Source organism: Alkalilimnicola ehrlichii MLHE-1 (genome assembly GCF_000014785.1).
Lineage (GTDB): Bacteria > Pseudomonadota > Gammaproteobacteria > Nitrococcales > Halorhodospiraceae > Alkalilimnicola > Alkalilimnicola ehrlichii.
The window spans coordinates 971345-985260 of the sequence record NC_008340.1; the positions used below are offsets into that span (position 1 = coordinate 971345).

Annotated in this window: 15 protein-coding genes; 10 read left to right on the forward strand and 5 right to left on the reverse strand. The window is 66.0% G+C overall.

The features are described 5' to 3' along the window. Positions 1–459: 459 nt before the first annotated feature. On the reverse strand, positions 460–840 hold the full coding sequence (locus tag MLG_RS15835) for a type IV pilin protein (protein ID WP_011628604.1): 381 nt from the start codon (positions 838–840) through the stop codon (positions 460–462). A gap of 268 nt (positions 841–1108) precedes the next feature. Between MLG_RS15835 and MLG_RS14720 the strand changes: the two genes are divergently transcribed. The 6 genes from MLG_RS14720 (at position 1109) to MLG_RS15080 (ending at position 5799) form a co-directional block, all read left to right on the forward strand. Then, complete coding sequence (locus MLG_RS14720; RefSeq protein WP_011628605.1) at positions 1109–1603, forward strand: GspH/FimT family pseudopilin; 495 nt, start codon at positions 1109–1111, stop codon at positions 1601–1603. A gap of 88 nt (positions 1604–1691) precedes the next feature. Further along, the gene (locus tag MLG_RS14725) at positions 1692–2150 is read left to right on the forward strand and encodes a GspH/FimT family pseudopilin (RefSeq protein ID WP_011628606.1); all 459 of its coding nucleotides are present in this window, start codon (positions 1692–1694) and stop codon (positions 2148–2150) included. After that, positions 2147–2659, forward strand: a complete 513-nt coding sequence (pilV, locus tag MLG_RS14730; protein ID WP_011628607.1) for a type IV pilus modification protein PilV — start codon at positions 2147–2149, stop codon at positions 2657–2659. The genes MLG_RS14725 and pilV overlap by 4 nt, the downstream gene beginning before the upstream one ends. 9 nt (positions 2660–2668) lie before the next feature. Continuing rightward, complete coding sequence (locus MLG_RS04440; RefSeq protein ID WP_011628608.1) at positions 2669–3307, forward strand: PilW family protein; 639 nt, start codon at positions 2669–2671, stop codon at positions 3305–3307. A gap of 12 nt (positions 3308–3319) precedes the next feature. Then, on the forward strand, positions 3320–4537 hold the full coding sequence (locus MLG_RS14735; RefSeq protein WP_011628609.1) for a pilus assembly PilX family protein: 1218 nt from the start codon (positions 3320–3322) through the stop codon (positions 4535–4537). Between the two features lie 62 nt (positions 4538–4599). Beyond that, positions 4600–5799, forward strand: coding sequence for a pilus assembly PilX family protein (locus MLG_RS15080; RefSeq protein WP_083761825.1), 1200 nt, complete (start codon positions 4600–4602; stop codon positions 5797–5799). 9 nt (positions 5800–5808) lie between these two features. Here the strand turns inward: MLG_RS15080 and asd are convergent, their stop codons facing one another. Then, a complete protein-coding gene (gene asd / locus MLG_RS04450) occupies positions 5809–6675 on the reverse strand; it encodes an archaetidylserine decarboxylase (protein WP_011628611.1) in 867 nt (288 codons plus the stop codon). A 109-nt stretch (positions 6676–6784) separates the two neighbouring features. Here asd and MLG_RS04455 point away from each other — a divergent pair, with 109 nt between their 5' ends. Continuing rightward, complete coding sequence (locus MLG_RS04455; RefSeq protein WP_041718283.1) at positions 6785–7084, forward strand: nucleotidyltransferase domain-containing protein; 300 nt, start codon at positions 6785–6787, stop codon at positions 7082–7084. Continuing rightward, positions 7081–7599 (forward strand): hypothetical protein, encoded by a 519-nt coding sequence (locus tag MLG_RS04460; protein WP_011628613.1) that lies wholly within the window; start codon positions 7081–7083, stop codon positions 7597–7599. Before MLG_RS04455 ends, MLG_RS04460 begins: the two co-directional genes overlap by 4 nt. Here the strand turns inward: MLG_RS04460 and MLG_RS04465 are convergent. Next, positions 7587–8210 carry an SCO family protein gene (locus MLG_RS04465; protein ID WP_011628614.1) on the reverse strand — a complete coding sequence of 208 codons (624 nt, stop codon included), beginning with the start codon at positions 8208–8210 and terminating at the stop codon, positions 7587–7589. The two genes, MLG_RS04460 and MLG_RS04465, sit on opposite strands and share 13 nt — an antisense overlap. A 97-nt stretch (positions 8211–8307) precedes the next feature. On the opposite strand from MLG_RS04465, the gene prmB reads away from it, so the two are divergent. Next, complete coding sequence (prmB, locus tag MLG_RS04470) at positions 8308–9237, forward strand: 50S ribosomal protein L3 N(5)-glutamine methyltransferase (RefSeq protein WP_011628615.1); 930 nt, start codon at positions 8308–8310, stop codon at positions 9235–9237. Positions 9238–9258: 21 nt separating this feature from the next. Further along, the gene (locus tag MLG_RS04475) at positions 9259–10542 is read left to right on the forward strand and encodes a M48 family metallopeptidase (RefSeq protein ID WP_011628616.1); all 1284 of its coding nucleotides are present in this window, start codon (positions 9259–9261) and stop codon (positions 10540–10542) included. A 522-nt stretch (positions 10543–11064) separates the two neighbouring features. Here the strand turns inward: MLG_RS04475 and MLG_RS04480 are convergent. Together MLG_RS04480 and MLG_RS04485 are read right to left on the reverse strand one after the other, a co-directional pair. After that, positions 11065–11682: a YdbL family protein gene (locus MLG_RS04480; RefSeq protein WP_011628617.1), complete on the reverse strand. Its 618-nt coding sequence runs from the start codon at positions 11680–11682 to the stop codon at positions 11065–11067. A 106-nt stretch (positions 11683–11788) separates the two neighbouring features. Further along, the gene (locus MLG_RS04485; protein ID WP_011628618.1) at positions 11789–13825 is read right to left on the reverse strand and encodes a translocation/assembly module TamB domain-containing protein; all 2037 of its coding nucleotides are present in this window, start codon (positions 13823–13825) and stop codon (positions 11789–11791) included. Positions 13826–13916 lie beyond the last annotated feature (91 nt).

Here is a 13916-nt window from a genome sequence, read left to right on the forward strand (position 1 = left end):
GCTTTCCCCGTCATCGCGAGCCCCCGCCCCGCTGCGCGGGCGCGAATCAGGGAAGAACGGCGGGGCTGCCATGGCGAGGGCCGCGGGTTTTCGGTCGTCATCGCGAGGGGGGGCGCCCCACCCGTCATCGCGAGGGCCGAAGGCCCGCGGCGATCCAGGGCGGTAGACTGCCACGTCGGCTTCGCCTCCTCGCAGTGACGGTGGGGGTGGGGCCGCGCTCGCAGTGACGGTGGGTGCGGGGCACCACCCCCGTCATCGCGAGGAGCGCAGCGACGCGGCGATCCACACCCCGCCATGGACTGCCGCGCCCCTGCGGGGCTCGCAGTGACGGTGGGTGCGGGGCACCACCCCCGTCATCGCGAGGAGCGCAGCGACGCGGCGATCCACACCCCCGCCTGGACTGCCACGCCCCATGGGGGCTCGCAGTGACGGGGCAGGGTCTCGCCGGCTGTCAGCCAACTACCAGCAGGCGTCCGGCCCACGCTCTCCGGTATGCGTCAGAAACATCGTGCCGTCGCAATCTGAGTCATCGCGCCCGCTCACCTTGTCAGCTTCGAGTCGGAAGCCCTGATTGTTGTTCTGTAACGACACGTCCACCTCCCAAAGCCCTTGGTCAGACGTGAGGTTACCCGGTACCGAGTACTCGTTGTCCCGGGTGTACATCCGCTCCATGCGCTGCGCCACACTCATCAGCGCGGCCTGGCCATCAGAGCGCTCACCGCGGATCACCTGATTGGTGTACAGCGGATAGGCGATCGAGGCCAGGATGCCCACAATGACCACCACGATCATCACCTCGATCAGTGTGAACCCGCTGTTTCCCGGCCGTTTTGCACGCATACCCTTATCCTCGTCCGCCGTCCCCGCCGCTGGCCGCGGCGATGTCTCCGACTGATTGTCACCAGCTTCGCCCGCCGACCGCGCGCTTTTCATCCGGCAGCCGACGGTTGGTCGCCATCCCCTGACGAGCGGCGGCCCGCAAGCTCGCCTCAGCCGCCCGTTCTACGCTAGTCTTCGGTCTTATGGGGCAGGGATTGCCCCGTCGCCGTCCGTTAGCAGGCCGGCGGGCGTCACCACGGCGCCACCCACAATAGCCATGGAGGGTTTCATGTTACACCAAAAGGGATTAACCCTGGTTGAACTGCTGATTGTCCTGGTCGTCACGTCCGTGCTCCTGACCCAGGCAGTGCCGGCCCTGAACGGCGTGATCACCAGCCTGCGCCTTACCACTGCCGCCAACGACTTCATCAGCGCCCTGCACACCGCCCGCAGCCAGGCGGTTCGCTCCAATACCGTCACGGTCTTGTGCCCGGCCGGCCAGGATGGCGCCTGTGACGAGGACGGCGAATTCTCCCAGGGCTGGCTGGTCACCGGGGATGCCAGCGACCCGTCCGCCACCCACCGGCTGTGGTCCGCCCCCGGGCCGGAAATCCAGGTCAACTTCCCGCAGGACGGCCTGGCGCGGTTCAGCGGTGATGGGATCCCGCGTCAGGCCGGCGGGGGCTTCCTGGCCGGCACGGCGGTGTTCTGTCTCAACGGGCAGTCGCGGCGGGTGATCCTGTCCCGCAACGGGCGGATCCGGACGGTGACCACGGAGTGCTGAGGCCGCCCGGGACCGCTCGTCGGCGGATGGACGCCGCCAGTCGCGGCGCCCGCGCCTGGCCTACCCAATAGCCCTTATGCTTTAAGGCATGAAAAGGTCTAACGGTTTTACGCTTATCGAGTTGATGATCACGCTGGTGGTGCTGGCCGTGGTCGCGGCCATCGCCGCCCCGTCGATGCAGCGGATCATGGCGCGTAATCAGCTCACCACCGCCGCCAACGACATGGTGACGGCGTTGACCGTGGCGCGGAGCCAGGCGGTGCGCGAGGGCAGCCCCTGGACGGTGACCATGTCCGGAGATGCCGAGAGCTGGCTGCTGGTGGATGCCGACAGTGGCGGGTCGGACCGGCAGCGGCGCTTTTCGCGCAATGCCAACGTCGCCGTCGACAGCACGGCCGATGTCACCTTCGATCCCCGTGGCCGGCCGGATCCAAGCGCGACCTATCACTATAGGCTGAGTCACACCGGTACCGGCGTTGACCCCCGATGCGTGGAGGTCCGCCGGAGCGGACAGGTTGGGGTTGTCGATTGCGAGGATGAGCCATGAGATCAGCCATCCATTCAACCACAGGACCGCGGCGCCAGGGCGGCTTCACCCTACTGGAGGTCCTGATCGCGCTGGTCATCATTTCCGTCGGGCTGCTGGGCGTGCTGGCGCTGCAGGCCAATATGCTCAGCTACAGCCACAGCGCCTACCTGAGCTCTATGGCCAGCGTACAGGCGCTGGACCTGGAGGAGCGGATGCGGGCCAACCGGGGTGCGGTCGTCGACGGGGATTACGACTTCTCGGACTTCGCTCAGATCAGCACCGCCAATCCGGATGCTTGCGAGGGCGGGTTGGCCTGTAACGAGGCACAGCTTGCAGCCAACGACCTGGCCCGCTGGGCGCGGGCCACTCGGGGCCTCTTCCCGGGCACGTTGGAGGCAGAGCTGAGCCACGAGGGTGCCAATACCGATGATCTGCTCTACCGGCTGACCCTGGAGTGGACGGAACGGGGCAGGGGGGGAGATCCGGATGACGACCGCATCGATTTCGATTACTGGTTCCGGTTGTAGGGGGCTGTGATGACGAACGCCCTGAATCAACGCCAGCGCCTGCAGCGGGGTGTGACGCTGGTGGAGCTCATGGTCTCGCTGCTGATCGGCAGCATCATCCTGCTCGGGGTGGTGAGCCTCTTCGCCGCCAGCCGGCAGACCCAGGAGACCCAGCAGCACATCAACCGGGTGGCCGAGGATGCCCGCTTCTTCACCGAGTTCATCGCCCGGGATATTCGCATGGCCGGTTACGCGCCGGATGATTGCAAAGCCGATACCGGACTGGAGGAGAAGGATACGATCGAATGGGATGCCAATGACAGCGAGCTCACACTGCGGTACTGCGACGATGACGGCGGCTGGGATGTGGTGAAGGCCATCTATAAGTTCGCCGGCGACCGGGTAAGGTTCAGTGACGATGGCGGCACATTGAACCCGCTGGTGGACGGCCTGCGGCTGGAGGGCATTGCATTCGGTGTCCGGCAGGGCAGCAATTTGACCTATCAGAGTGCCCCGGGGGATGCCACTGACGTACGCACCATCCGCCTCACCTTCACTCTATGGGGCGAGGAAACGCCCGGTGTGGACGAGGATGACCGCGCGATCCCCTGGATTGAGTTCACCACGGCGGTACGCAACCACACATTCCACCCGCTGGGCAACGACTAGGAGCTTCGGCCGATGGTGACACCCGCACAGCACCCCACAAGCCCACCACTGCAACGGCAGTCCCCGTCACAGGGGGGCGCCGCGCTGGTCGTGGCCCTGCTGATCCTGCTGGTGCTCACCGTGATTGGCATCAGCACAGCGGGCGTCACCCTGTTGCAGGAGCGGATGGCGGCCAATACCAAGCAGCAGACGGCTGCGTTGTTCGCCGCCGAGTCCGGTATCGCAGAGGTGCTCTGGTGGCTGGAGCGACCGAACAATCCCCTGACCTGCGAGACCAATATGCTCTCGGGGACCCCGGGTGGGCGCTTCACCCGTTTCCAGGTGGACTGCACGGAGGTGCTGCCCGGCCAGCTGGGTGGCTGCGGCCCCGGGGCGGATGCCTGCTACCGGCTGCTGAGCACTGGTGATCACCTGTCAGCCGACGGCGAGGTGCAGGCCCGGCGGCGGGTGGAGACCCTGGTCGGTATTGCCCCCGGGCGCGATTTCGGTGATGTGGCCGACGCCGCCGTGAGCTGTTTCGGGGTCAGCATTAGCTGCTCGGTCAACGCCGGCGGCTCACCCGGCAGTGTGGACGGGCGCGACTACCCCGTTCCCGCCGACTTCGAATGCGAGGGGGCGGGTTGTCGAACCAGCCTCGACCCCGATCGGAACGCCGAGGGCACAGTGGACAAGACCGGCGCCCGGCTTTGGGGAGACGGCGAACTGGCGGGTGGCAGTAATCAGTACGCCGGCAACCCGGCCAGCGAGATGATCTCTGAGCCCTTCCAGGCTGAGAGTGCGTGGAATGCCTGGTTCGACGCCTGGGTGGAGATCAGCGATGCCCTTGGTGAACCCGCAGTGGTGACCGGGGCGGTCAACCAAACTGGCGAGCTGGGCACCCGCACCAGTCCGCAGTTCAGCCGCCTTGCCAGTGGCTCGAGTGTCGCCGGCAACCTGTCGGGTGCCGGGGTGCTGGTGGTGGAAGCGGGGGTCAGCTTCGAGGGCACCATGAGCTACGAGGGCCTGGTGATCCTGATGCCCGGCGCCAGCCTGAACACCGGCAACTCCACCTTCTACGGCGCCGTCATCGGACTGGACGGTCAGGTCCTTGATGACCCTTCGGGGACGGGCTCGACCGCCATCACCATCTCCGGGAACGGCGAGATCCGGTTCAGCAGCCAGGCGCTGGACAACGCCCGCCGGCTGCTCGGTCCGGCGGGTGTCGAGGTGCTGTCCTGGCGGCACCTTTAACGGAATCCGCCGCCGGGCCATCCCGGCGGCAGGCAAAACGGCCCTAAGTGCAGGAGCAACCCATGGACACCATGAGGCACGAGACAAGACCCGGCCAGCGCCGCGAGGCAGGCTCCGCCCTGATCCTAGCGATGCTCATCCTGTTGGTCCTGACCGTCATCGGCATCTCCGGCGCGAACCAGGCGATGCTGCAGGAGCGTATGGCCAGCAATTCGAAGCAGCAGACGGATGCCTTGTTTGCAGCGGATAGTGGAGTGGCTGCTGCACTCAGAGAACTGCATGAAGCGGGTGCCGGCATCGACTGCAATGCAGCGGAAGGATTAATCGATGGATTAGCTGGCACTGTCGGAGAGCACGGAGAGTACAACTTATCTCTATTGACTCCGTGTGACGATACACACTCGGATTTCGAGGCGTGGTTAAATGTCCGCAGCGAGGGGAGAGTGTCAGGACAGGCTGGATCAGTACGGCGTGTAGACTTTGAGCTTTTCGTCCCGGCCCCAGTGTATACCGATGACAACCATCCTGCATTTGATCGTGGGATTTTTGCGGATGGCAAATTCGTGCAGAATGGCAAGTCTTACTATCTTACCGGTGTCCACTCCAATACAGCGATCGATTTCGCTAATCCTAGTACAGTAGAGGGGCTCGTATCTGTTGCAGGGGATGGGGCTGTTCATGGGGCTGGGTTAGAGGAAGGGGACTTTCTTAGAACCGACGTTTTGGACGTTCCGCGCGTCGAGGATTTCATAGCCGAGTTTGTTGAAGGTGGAATGGTTCCACCAGATGATGAGCCGAACTCTGAGGTCCGTTTTGGTGAAGAGCATTGTGACGCATTATCCAGTGGGGTGGACCGAGAAGATAATCCGACAGGCCATATAACCTATTATTGTGAAGGGAATGTGGAGGTTGGAGGTAGTTTCAGTGATGTGACGATTATTGCGACCGGTGATTTGACTCATAATGGTGCTGCGCAATACTCGGCGGAAGGGGAGTCGAATACCGCATTTATTGCGCAAGGAAATATGGAGTTTAATGGAAAGACGGGGCCAAGTACGGCGACCTACTGGACTGATGGGGACTTTGTTCACAACGGTTCTTCCGATATTTCAGGGTCAGTCGTTGCCAGCGGTGAGGTGGTGTTCAATGGAGGGTCAAGTTTTGTTGCTGAGGATGTGTCGAACCCATGGTTGCCGCCAGCCGAGGATGACGATGAGGACAATCTTGCTTTCGCTGGTTATTGGCGACAGACCACAGACTAGGTGACTATGTTAAATCGTCATTCCCTGTTTTATGTGCGCGCTCATTATTTTTCCTGGGGCCGGCCGACTGTTTTGCAACGTAATAACGGTTGATCCCATGTTGAAACGCCCCATTTCATGGCCTCGTGCTATGGTTGGCGCGTTGTCCGCCTCGTAATTGCTGTATTGCGCGCGGATTCCTGCCGGCGGGGTTATCTCCCCCGCCCACACGGTCTCAATACTCCCCACATTGATCGCCCCCACCAGCACCACCGCCATCGGCCCTCGGTCGGTGTCGAAAATACAGGCCACCCGCTCGTTGCGCGCAAACAGCTTAGGCACTGTACGCACGGTAAAGGGCGCCACGCTGAACAACCGCCCCGGTATATGAATCATCTGCCGCAGGGTGCCGGTCATCGGCATGTGCACCCGGTGGTAGTCCCGCGGTGACAGGTAGATGGTCGCAAACCAGCCATCCCGAAACTCCTCCGCCAACGCCTCATCACCTCCCAGAAGCTCGGCGGTGGTGAAGCTGTGGCCCTTGGCCTGGAAGATCGTGTCCCTCTCAATGGGCCCCATCTGGCTGATGGTGCCGTCCGCCGGTGACAGGATGGCGTCCGGGTCGTCCGGCAGCGGGCGGGCCTCGGGCTTCAGGGCCCGCGTGAAGAAGGCATTGAAGGTGGGGTAGGCGGTGGGGTCCTCCTCCAGTGCCTCGCTCATGTCCACCTTGAACACCCGGATGAAGGCCTTGATCAGCAGGTTCTTGAACCACGGCGTCTCCACCCGGACCGCCCAGTGCACCATCCGCGAGATGGCGTGGTGGGGCAGGGGGTAGAGCAGTGCGGCCTTCAGGTGGTCCAACCCGGTGGCGGGGCTTTCGTCTCGGTAAACACTCATCCGCGGTGGCTCTCAGGCAGTGGCGCGTGGCACGGTGGCCAGAGCATACCGGAAAAGCGCCCCAAGGCGGCAGGCCGACGCCAATATGACGGGTGATATACTCCTACTTATGCGATTGACCAGCCAACAGATTGCCACGATCAGGAAGGCTGTGGCCGAACAATTGGGCGAGGATGCGCGTGTGCGGCTCTTCGGTTCCCGTGTGGATGATGCGGCGCGGGGCGGTGACATTGATTTATTGGTGGAGACAGACCGTATACTGGCCAATCGCCCGGCCGAGGCCAGCCGGCTGGCGGCCAAGCTGCAGCTTGCCTTAGGCGATCAACGCATCGACGTGCTGATTATAGACCCCGCCACGCGTATGCAGCCTATTCATAAGGTCGCTCGAGAAACAGGGGTGGCGCTTTGACGCTTAGACCTGCAAGTGATCGGCTGATCTTCCTGCTGGATACCGTCCGGCGGGAGGGCGAACACCTGATACACACCACTCAGCGACTGCTACCCCATCCTGTGGACACCACCTGGGTTGCGGGCCTGGAGGAGGACCCGGATCGAGCGGAGCGCCTGGATGCGTTTGTCGCCCGTTTTTCCAGGATGCAGGATACGCTGGGGGATCGATTGCTGCCGGAACTGCTCCGGCAAATGCTGGAGACGCCAGGCTCCGCTCTGGATAACCTGAATCGCCTCGAGAAGCTCGGCTTGTTGGCGTCTGTGGTCGATTGGGTCGAGGCACGTAATCTCCGTAATCGGCTGGTTCACGAGTATATGCGTGATGCTGAGGAGTTCGCGGGCGCCGTGAACCGGGCACGGGAACTCGTGCCGATGTTGATCAACACGTTCAATACCATAAACCGGTACGCGCGAGAACACTTTTCCGGCCAAGGCTGGCCCGGGGAACTCAGTGGGCCCAGCTACCCCTCGTGATAGGCGCGCATCTGCCGGAAATCCGCCACGATACTCTCCGGTGCGTGGGGGTAGGGGAAAATGGCCTGTAGGTGCCCCCCGGGGTTGATCAGCAGGAACTGCGCACTGTGGTCGATCTGGTATTCCCCGCCGCCCGTGTCATGCCGGGCGTGGACGATGCCCAGGTTGCGGGTGAGCACCTCCACCTTGTCCATCTCGCCGGTGACGCCCAGGTAGTCCTCACCGAACCAGCCCACATACTCCTTCAGCCGCTCCGGCGTGTCGCGATCAGGGTCCACGGAGACGAACACCACCTGCAGGTCCTCGTCATCGCCGGTCTCGGCCAGCAGGGTTTCGATCCGGTTCATGGCGGCCAGGGACATGGGGCAGATGTCCGGGCAGTGGGTGAAGCCGAAGAACATGAAGGTCCACTGCCCCTCCAGCCGCCGGTTGTCGAAGGGCCTCTCGTGCTGGTCCACCAGCTCGAACGGGGTGATGGCCCGTCCCCCCTCCAGCCAGGTGGCCTCTGTCTCCGGGGGCTCGGGCGTGCCAGCGCCCATCCATGCGGCACTCAGGGCGCCGCCGCCCACGGCCACCACGGCCACCAGAACCCAGCCGAACACGCTCCTCATGCCTCGTCTCTCCTCATACTCGGTGCAATGCGTGGATACCCTACCGGGGAGTGTAGCGGTGTTACTATTGCACGGAAGTGAGGAGGCCGTTGCGACCATGGAAAATCTGCAAACCGTACCGCCGGAGCTGGAGACCCTGCGTGATTTCGTCCGCTACGCCGCCAGCCGGTTCAACGAGGGTGGGCTTGTGTTCGGGCACGGGACCGACAACGCCCTGGATGAGGCCGCAGCGCTGGTGCTGCACACCCTACGCCTGCCGCCGGACCTGCCGGCGGCGTGGTGGGACAGTCGGCTTACCGCCAGCGAGCGCCAGGCGATCGTGGCGCGGGTGAAGCGGCGTATCGAGGAGCGCCTGCCGCTGCCCTATCTGACCCACGAGGCCTGGTTCGCCGGCCTGCCGTTCTACGTCGATCGGCGGGTGCTGGTGCCGCGCTCGCCCCTGGCGGAGTACATCCAGCGTGGCTTCGAGCCCTGGCTGTCGACAGACCACGTACACCGGGTGCTGGACGTGGGCACCGGCGGGGGCTGTATCGCCATCGCTTGCGCCTACGCCTTCCCGCAGGCGCGGGTGGATGCGGTGGATATCTCCCGCGATGCCCTGGACGTGGCGGAGATCAACGTCCAGCGCCACCATTTGGAGGAGCGGGTGGCGCTCATCCCCTCCGATCTGTTCGACGGCTTGCCCCGGGAGAACCGGTACGAGCTCATTATCAGCAACCCGCCCTACGTGGATGCCCGGGACATGAGTGACTTGGCGCCGGAGTTCCGCCATGAGCCGCGGCTGGGCCTGGAGGCGGGTGACGACGGGCTGGATCTGGTGCGGCGTCTGTTGGCGCGTGCGGGTGATTTTCTCACCGAGGAGGGCATACTGGTGGTAGAGGTTGGCAACAGCGCCCCGGCGCTGGAGGCGGCCTACCCCACCGTGCCTTTCCTCTGGCTGGAGTTTGAGCATGGCGGGGACGGGGTCTTTTTGTTGACGGCCGACCAGTTGCGGGAGCACGCCTCGGCGCTGGCCTTGCCGCAGTGATAAGCCATCGGGTGAACGGTCATGCGTATCCTTAATCGTATCTTTGTTCTGGTGCTGTTGGCCCTGGTGCTGACGGCCTGCGCCGCCAATCCGGTCACCGGCCAGCGGGAGCTGGCGCTGCTCTCCGAGCGGGAGGAGGTAGCCATTGGCGAGCAGCATTACGACACCACCCAGCAGTCCATGGGTGGGCCGTATACCACCGACGAGGCACTGAACCGGTACATCAACCGGGTCGGACAAAGCCTGGCGGAGGTGAGCGACCGGCCGCACCTGCCCTACGAGTTCGTGGTGATCAACGACAGCACCCCCAATGCCTGGGCGCTTCCGGGCGGGAAGATGGGCATCAACCGCGGGCTGTTGCTGGAGATGGACAGTGAGGCGGAGTTGGCGGCGGTGCTGGGCCACGAGATCGTCCATGCGGCGGCGCGCCACGGTGCCCAGCGCGTGGAGCGGGGGTTGCTGTTGCAGGCGGGCATTATGGCGGTGGGGATCGGTGCCTCCGCCGCTGATCGGGATATCGGTCCGCTGCTGGTTGCCGGTGCCGGGATCGGGGCCACCCTGATTATGCAACGCTACAGCCGGCACCACGAGCTGGAGGCCGACCGCTTCGGCATGGAGTACATGGCTCGGGCCGGTTACGACCCCCAGGGGGCGGTGGACCTCATGGAGACCTTCCTGCGCATGCACGACCGCGGGGACCCTTCCTGGCTGGAGGGGCTGTTCGCCAGCCATCCGCCCTCGCGTGAGCGGCTGGAGGCCAACCGGCAGACGGTGCGGGAGCTGCAGAGCCGGTGCGGGGAGTGCCGGATGGGCCGAGAGGCTTACCAGCAGGCCATCGCCGGGCTGCGCGAGCGCCAGGAGGCCTTCGAGGCCCATGACCGGGCCCGCGAGGCGCTGAGGGCTGGCAACACCGCGGAGGCGATGCGCCTGGCAGACCAGGCGGTGCAGCGATACCCGGATGAGGCCATTTTCCACGGCCTGCGGGGCGACATCCTGTCCGTCCGGGGCCAACACGGCCAGGCGGTGCGGGCCTACGACCGGGCTCTGGTTAGAAACAGCGAGTACTTTGCCTTCCACCTGGGCCGGGGCATGGCGCACAACGAGCTGGGTAACCACAGCCAGGCCCGTCGTGACCTGGAGCGCAGCAACGACCTGCTGCCCAATGCGGTGGCCCACAATGCGCTGGGCAAGCTGGCTTTGGCCGCCGGCGATACCGACCGGGCCCGCGGCCACTTCACGGTGGCGGCCCAATCCAACAGCCCCGAGGGGCGGGAGGCTCAGGCCCGGCTGCAGCGGCTGCAATAACCCGGAGCGGCTGCAGTAACCGGTCACTGCGAGCCCCGCCCCCGTCACGCGGGGCTTGCAGTGACGGTGGGTGCGGGGCACCACCCCCCGTCATCGCGAGCCCCCCTCCCCGCTGCGCGGGCGCGAATCAACGAGGAACGGGGCACCCCCGGTCATCGCGAGGGCCGAAGGCTTTCTCCCCGTCATCGCGAGGGCCGAAGGCCCGTGGCGATCCAGAGGGGTAGACTGCCGCGTCGGCTTCGCCTCCTCGCAGTGACGGTGGGGGTGCCCCCACACCCCGTCATCGCGAGGGCCGAAGGGCCGTGGCGATCCAGAGCGGTAGACTGCCGCGTCGGCTTCGCCTCCTCGCAGTGACGGTGGGGGTGGGTCCGCGCTCGCAGTGACGGTGGGGGTGGGTCCGCGCTCGCAGTGACGGTGGGGGTGGGTCCGCGCTCGCAGTGACGGTGAGGGCGGTTCCGCGCTCGCGTGACGGAAGGGGGCGTAATGGCGAGCTCGCCCCCTTCCGTCTGCCCGGTTCGGATGCTATTTCTGTCGCCAGTTACCGCGGCTGTCCTGGTAGTACCAGCCGGAGGGGGCGCGGGTGCGCCAGCGCTCGGCGAAGGTCTGGCGGATGTCGCCCTCCCAGTCGGGGCGGTTATTGGCCTCGGCGATCTCCCGGTAGAGGGCATTGCGGTCCCGGTTATCCTGCTCCACCAGGTTGCGGACGGTGTTGCGCTCGGCGAGCGGGATCGCCCCCTGGTCGCGGATGGTGATCAGTCCGTCGTTGGTCAGGCCGATGGCACCGCTCTCGTAGTAGGGGCGTAGCTGCGTGTGCCGGTCGCGCATCTGGCGGGTGAGTTCCCGGATCCGCGGGGTCTCGATGTCCAGGTCCGCCTGGGCCCGGGCCGGGGGCACCATCACGTTGAGCACCCGCATGGCCACCGGCTGTTGTGCCTCCGGTGCCGGCAGGCCGGACTGCGGCTCGCCTTCCTCGGACGGGTTGCCGCGGGGCTGGGCCTCGGGCCCCCAGACGTCCTCGATGATGCGGTCGGCGGCCCGTTCGGCCGCGACCGTGGGGAAGTAAACGTTGATGGTCACGCAGGCGCTCAGCAGTATCAGGGCGCTGAGCAGCGCAGCGGCACGCCAGGGGGTTGCATTCATGGGGCGTTCCTCGCAATGACGGGTTGTTCCGTGTTGGTTTAGACGGTCGGTGCAGGGATTCGGTTCAGCCTGCCCATGCGGTTCAGTAAAGCGCAAAGCGGGCCCCTTAGTCGACCACCGGGGCCTCCTCTTGGGCCAATACCTGGCCAATCTGTTCGCGCAGGGCGGGCCAACTGACCTCGGTGGCGAAGCCGATGATATTCAGACGGGGCAGGGCGCGGCCCTCGATCAGGTAATAGCCGCCGTTGGCCGGTGCCACCCCGCCCATGTGGCAAACCCCGCCCTCCAGGCGACAACTAATGCCCAGCCGCCGATAGCGGAAGGTGTCGAAGAAGCGCAGAAATTGCCGGGAGACCCAGTCCGCCGGGGTGCTGCCGCCGATCTGGGTGATGTTCTCCACCGCCCGCTGGCTGATGCGGCGGCGCTCGCCTGTGCCCTCCGGCGACCAGATGCGCGCATCGAAGGCGACCGGCTCCCAGCCGATCAGGTGCAGACCGAGGATATCGGCGTGGGCGTAGCCCTCGATCCTGCCCAACTCCAGCACCTCGGTGAAGCTGTCCAGATCCCAACTGCGCATGCGCAGGTCGGCGCGGAAGACCGGTGCGGGGCCGAAGGGGTCCTCCAGGCTTAGCTGATCCACCCGGAGCAGCCCGCCGAAGACCTGGGCGATGAGGGTGCCGCCCAGGCCCAAACGGCCATCACGATAGCTCAGCTCTGGCAGCCGGCCGGAGAGGGTGCCGGAGAGCGGGGGCCAGTCCAGGGCGGTGGTCAGTGCACGCAGATCGATGGGCAGGATGTCCGCCTCGAAGCGGATGTCCAGCTGGTCGGTGCCGAGCCCGCTCAGCCGCAACTGGTGGACCCGCAGGGCGCCGTCCACGATTGGCAGCCGTTGGCCCGGGGGCAGGCGGACCTCGCGCCCGTGGGCGGTGAGGCGCAGCGCGGTCTCGCCCAGCGGCAGTTGCAGCAGGCTGGCCTCGCGCCAGCGCAGACGGCTCTGGGGTGGCGCCTCACGGTCCGCCCCGTGCCAGAGCAACCGGCCGCTGAAATCACGCAGCGCGAAGCGCTGCTGAGCATCGTCCAACTGCAGGCCCCGGGCCGTCACCTCGGCAACTTGGGGGGCGCCCTCGGCCCACTCCAGACGGGCGTCCAGGCGGCCGTGTGGCTGCAACTGGTCCAGGTTGCCGCCCAGCAGCCAGGGGTGCAGGTAGACGGCATAGAGGCCATCCGCCCGCCCGTCGCGCAGGCGCAGCGAGAGCGCTCGCAGGCCGGTGCGGTCCAGCCGCCCCTGTCCAGTCAGCTCCCCTTGGCCCTGTTGACGCAGGGTGAAATGGCGCACGTCCCAGCCCCCTTCGGTCGTATCCCAGTCCACGCCCGCGGTCAGGCGTGTCGGGTGTTCACCCAGGTCAAGGAAGACCGGTTCGGCATAGGCCTGTCCTTGCTCGCTGTCGAGGCTGGCGCGCAGCGCCCAGGGGCCCGTGCCCCGGCGGTGGGCCATCAGACGGCCGTCCACGCGCAGGCCTTCAGCGGCGAGCCGGCCGCTTGCGTCCTGGCCGCTGAGCTCGGCGCGCCACTCCAGCCAGCCGCGGGTCCGCTGCCCGTCGCCGCTCAGGCGGCCGTCGGCGCTCAGTTCGCCCCCGAGGTCCGTTCCCGCCGGCAGCCAGTCCGCCAGCAGCCGGCCCGGATCTGAGACCCGGAGGCGGTTCAGGTCCAGGGTCCAGCCGTCCGGGTCGCTGCGCACCGCCAGATGGCCTTCGATACCGGTCGTCGTCAGCCGCCAGCGGGTATCCAGCCGGCTGCCGTCCAGGCGCAGGGCCAGGTGGCCCTCCCCGTGGACCTTGCCCAGGTGGGGCAGGGTTGCGGACAATGTGCCCGCTTCGCAGCGCAGGCCCCCGGCGGGCAGTTCCAGGGTGCCGCAACGCAGGCTGAGCCCGGTGAGCTCGGTGCCATCGTCCAGGCGCAGGGTGTCGATCCGTATCTCGGTATCGCCATCCCGCAGGGGCAGACGCAGACTCAGGCCTTCGGTATGCCAGCCCTCGCCCGTCACCGAGCCAAGGTCCAGGGACAGCCGGTCCACGGCCATGGCGTGCGGTGTGGCCACCAGGCTGAGCAGGGCGAGCACGAGGGGGTAGGCGATCCGGGCCACAGTGGTGAGTATCCTCCCGTTGCAGGGGTTCCACCGGCCGGGTGCGCGGATTGCGTCCACCCCCGGCCGGTGCTAGCGTGCCTTCATTCCA

Bases quoted from the DNA above. Each gene is read 5' to 3' on its own strand.
- MLG_RS04440 (WP_011628608.1), top strand. From the start codon at position 2,669: ATGACGAACGCCCTGAATCAACGCCAGCGCCTGCAGCGGGGTGTGACG.
- MLG_RS14725 (WP_011628606.1), top strand. From the start codon at position 1,692: ATGAAAAGGTCTAACGGTTTTACGCTTATCGAGTTGATGATCACGCTG.
- prmB (WP_011628615.1), top strand. From the start codon at position 8,308: ATGGAAAATCTGCAAACCGTACCGCCGGAGCTGGAGACCCTGCGTGAT.
- MLG_RS04475 (WP_011628616.1), top strand. From the start codon at position 9,259: ATGCGTATCCTTAATCGTATCTTTGTTCTGGTGCTGTTGGCCCTGGTG.
- MLG_RS15835 (WP_011628604.1), bottom strand. From the start codon at position 840: ATGCGTGCAAAACGGCCGGGAAACAGCGGGTTCACACTGATCGAGGTG.
- MLG_RS15080 (WP_083761825.1), top strand. From the start codon at position 4,600: ATGGACACCATGAGGCACGAGACAAGACCCGGCCAGCGCCGCGAGGCA.
- asd (WP_011628611.1), bottom strand. From the start codon at position 6,675: ATGAGTGTTTACCGAGACGAAAGCCCCGCCACCGGGTTGGACCACCTG.
- MLG_RS14720 (WP_011628605.1), top strand. From the start codon at position 1,109: ATGTTACACCAAAAGGGATTAACCCTGGTTGAACTGCTGATTGTCCTG.
- pilV (WP_011628607.1), top strand. From the start codon at position 2,147: ATGAGATCAGCCATCCATTCAACCACAGGACCGCGGCGCCAGGGCGGC.
- MLG_RS14735 (WP_011628609.1), top strand. From the start codon at position 3,320: ATGGTGACACCCGCACAGCACCCCACAAGCCCACCACTGCAACGGCAG.
- MLG_RS04465 (WP_011628614.1), bottom strand. From the start codon at position 8,210: ATGAGGAGCGTGTTCGGCTGGGTTCTGGTGGCCGTGGTGGCCGTGGGC.
- MLG_RS04455 (WP_041718283.1), top strand. From the start codon at position 6,785: ATGCGATTGACCAGCCAACAGATTGCCACGATCAGGAAGGCTGTGGCC.
- MLG_RS04480 (WP_011628617.1), bottom strand. From the start codon at position 11,682: ATGAATGCAACCCCCTGGCGTGCCGCTGCGCTGCTCAGCGCCCTGATA.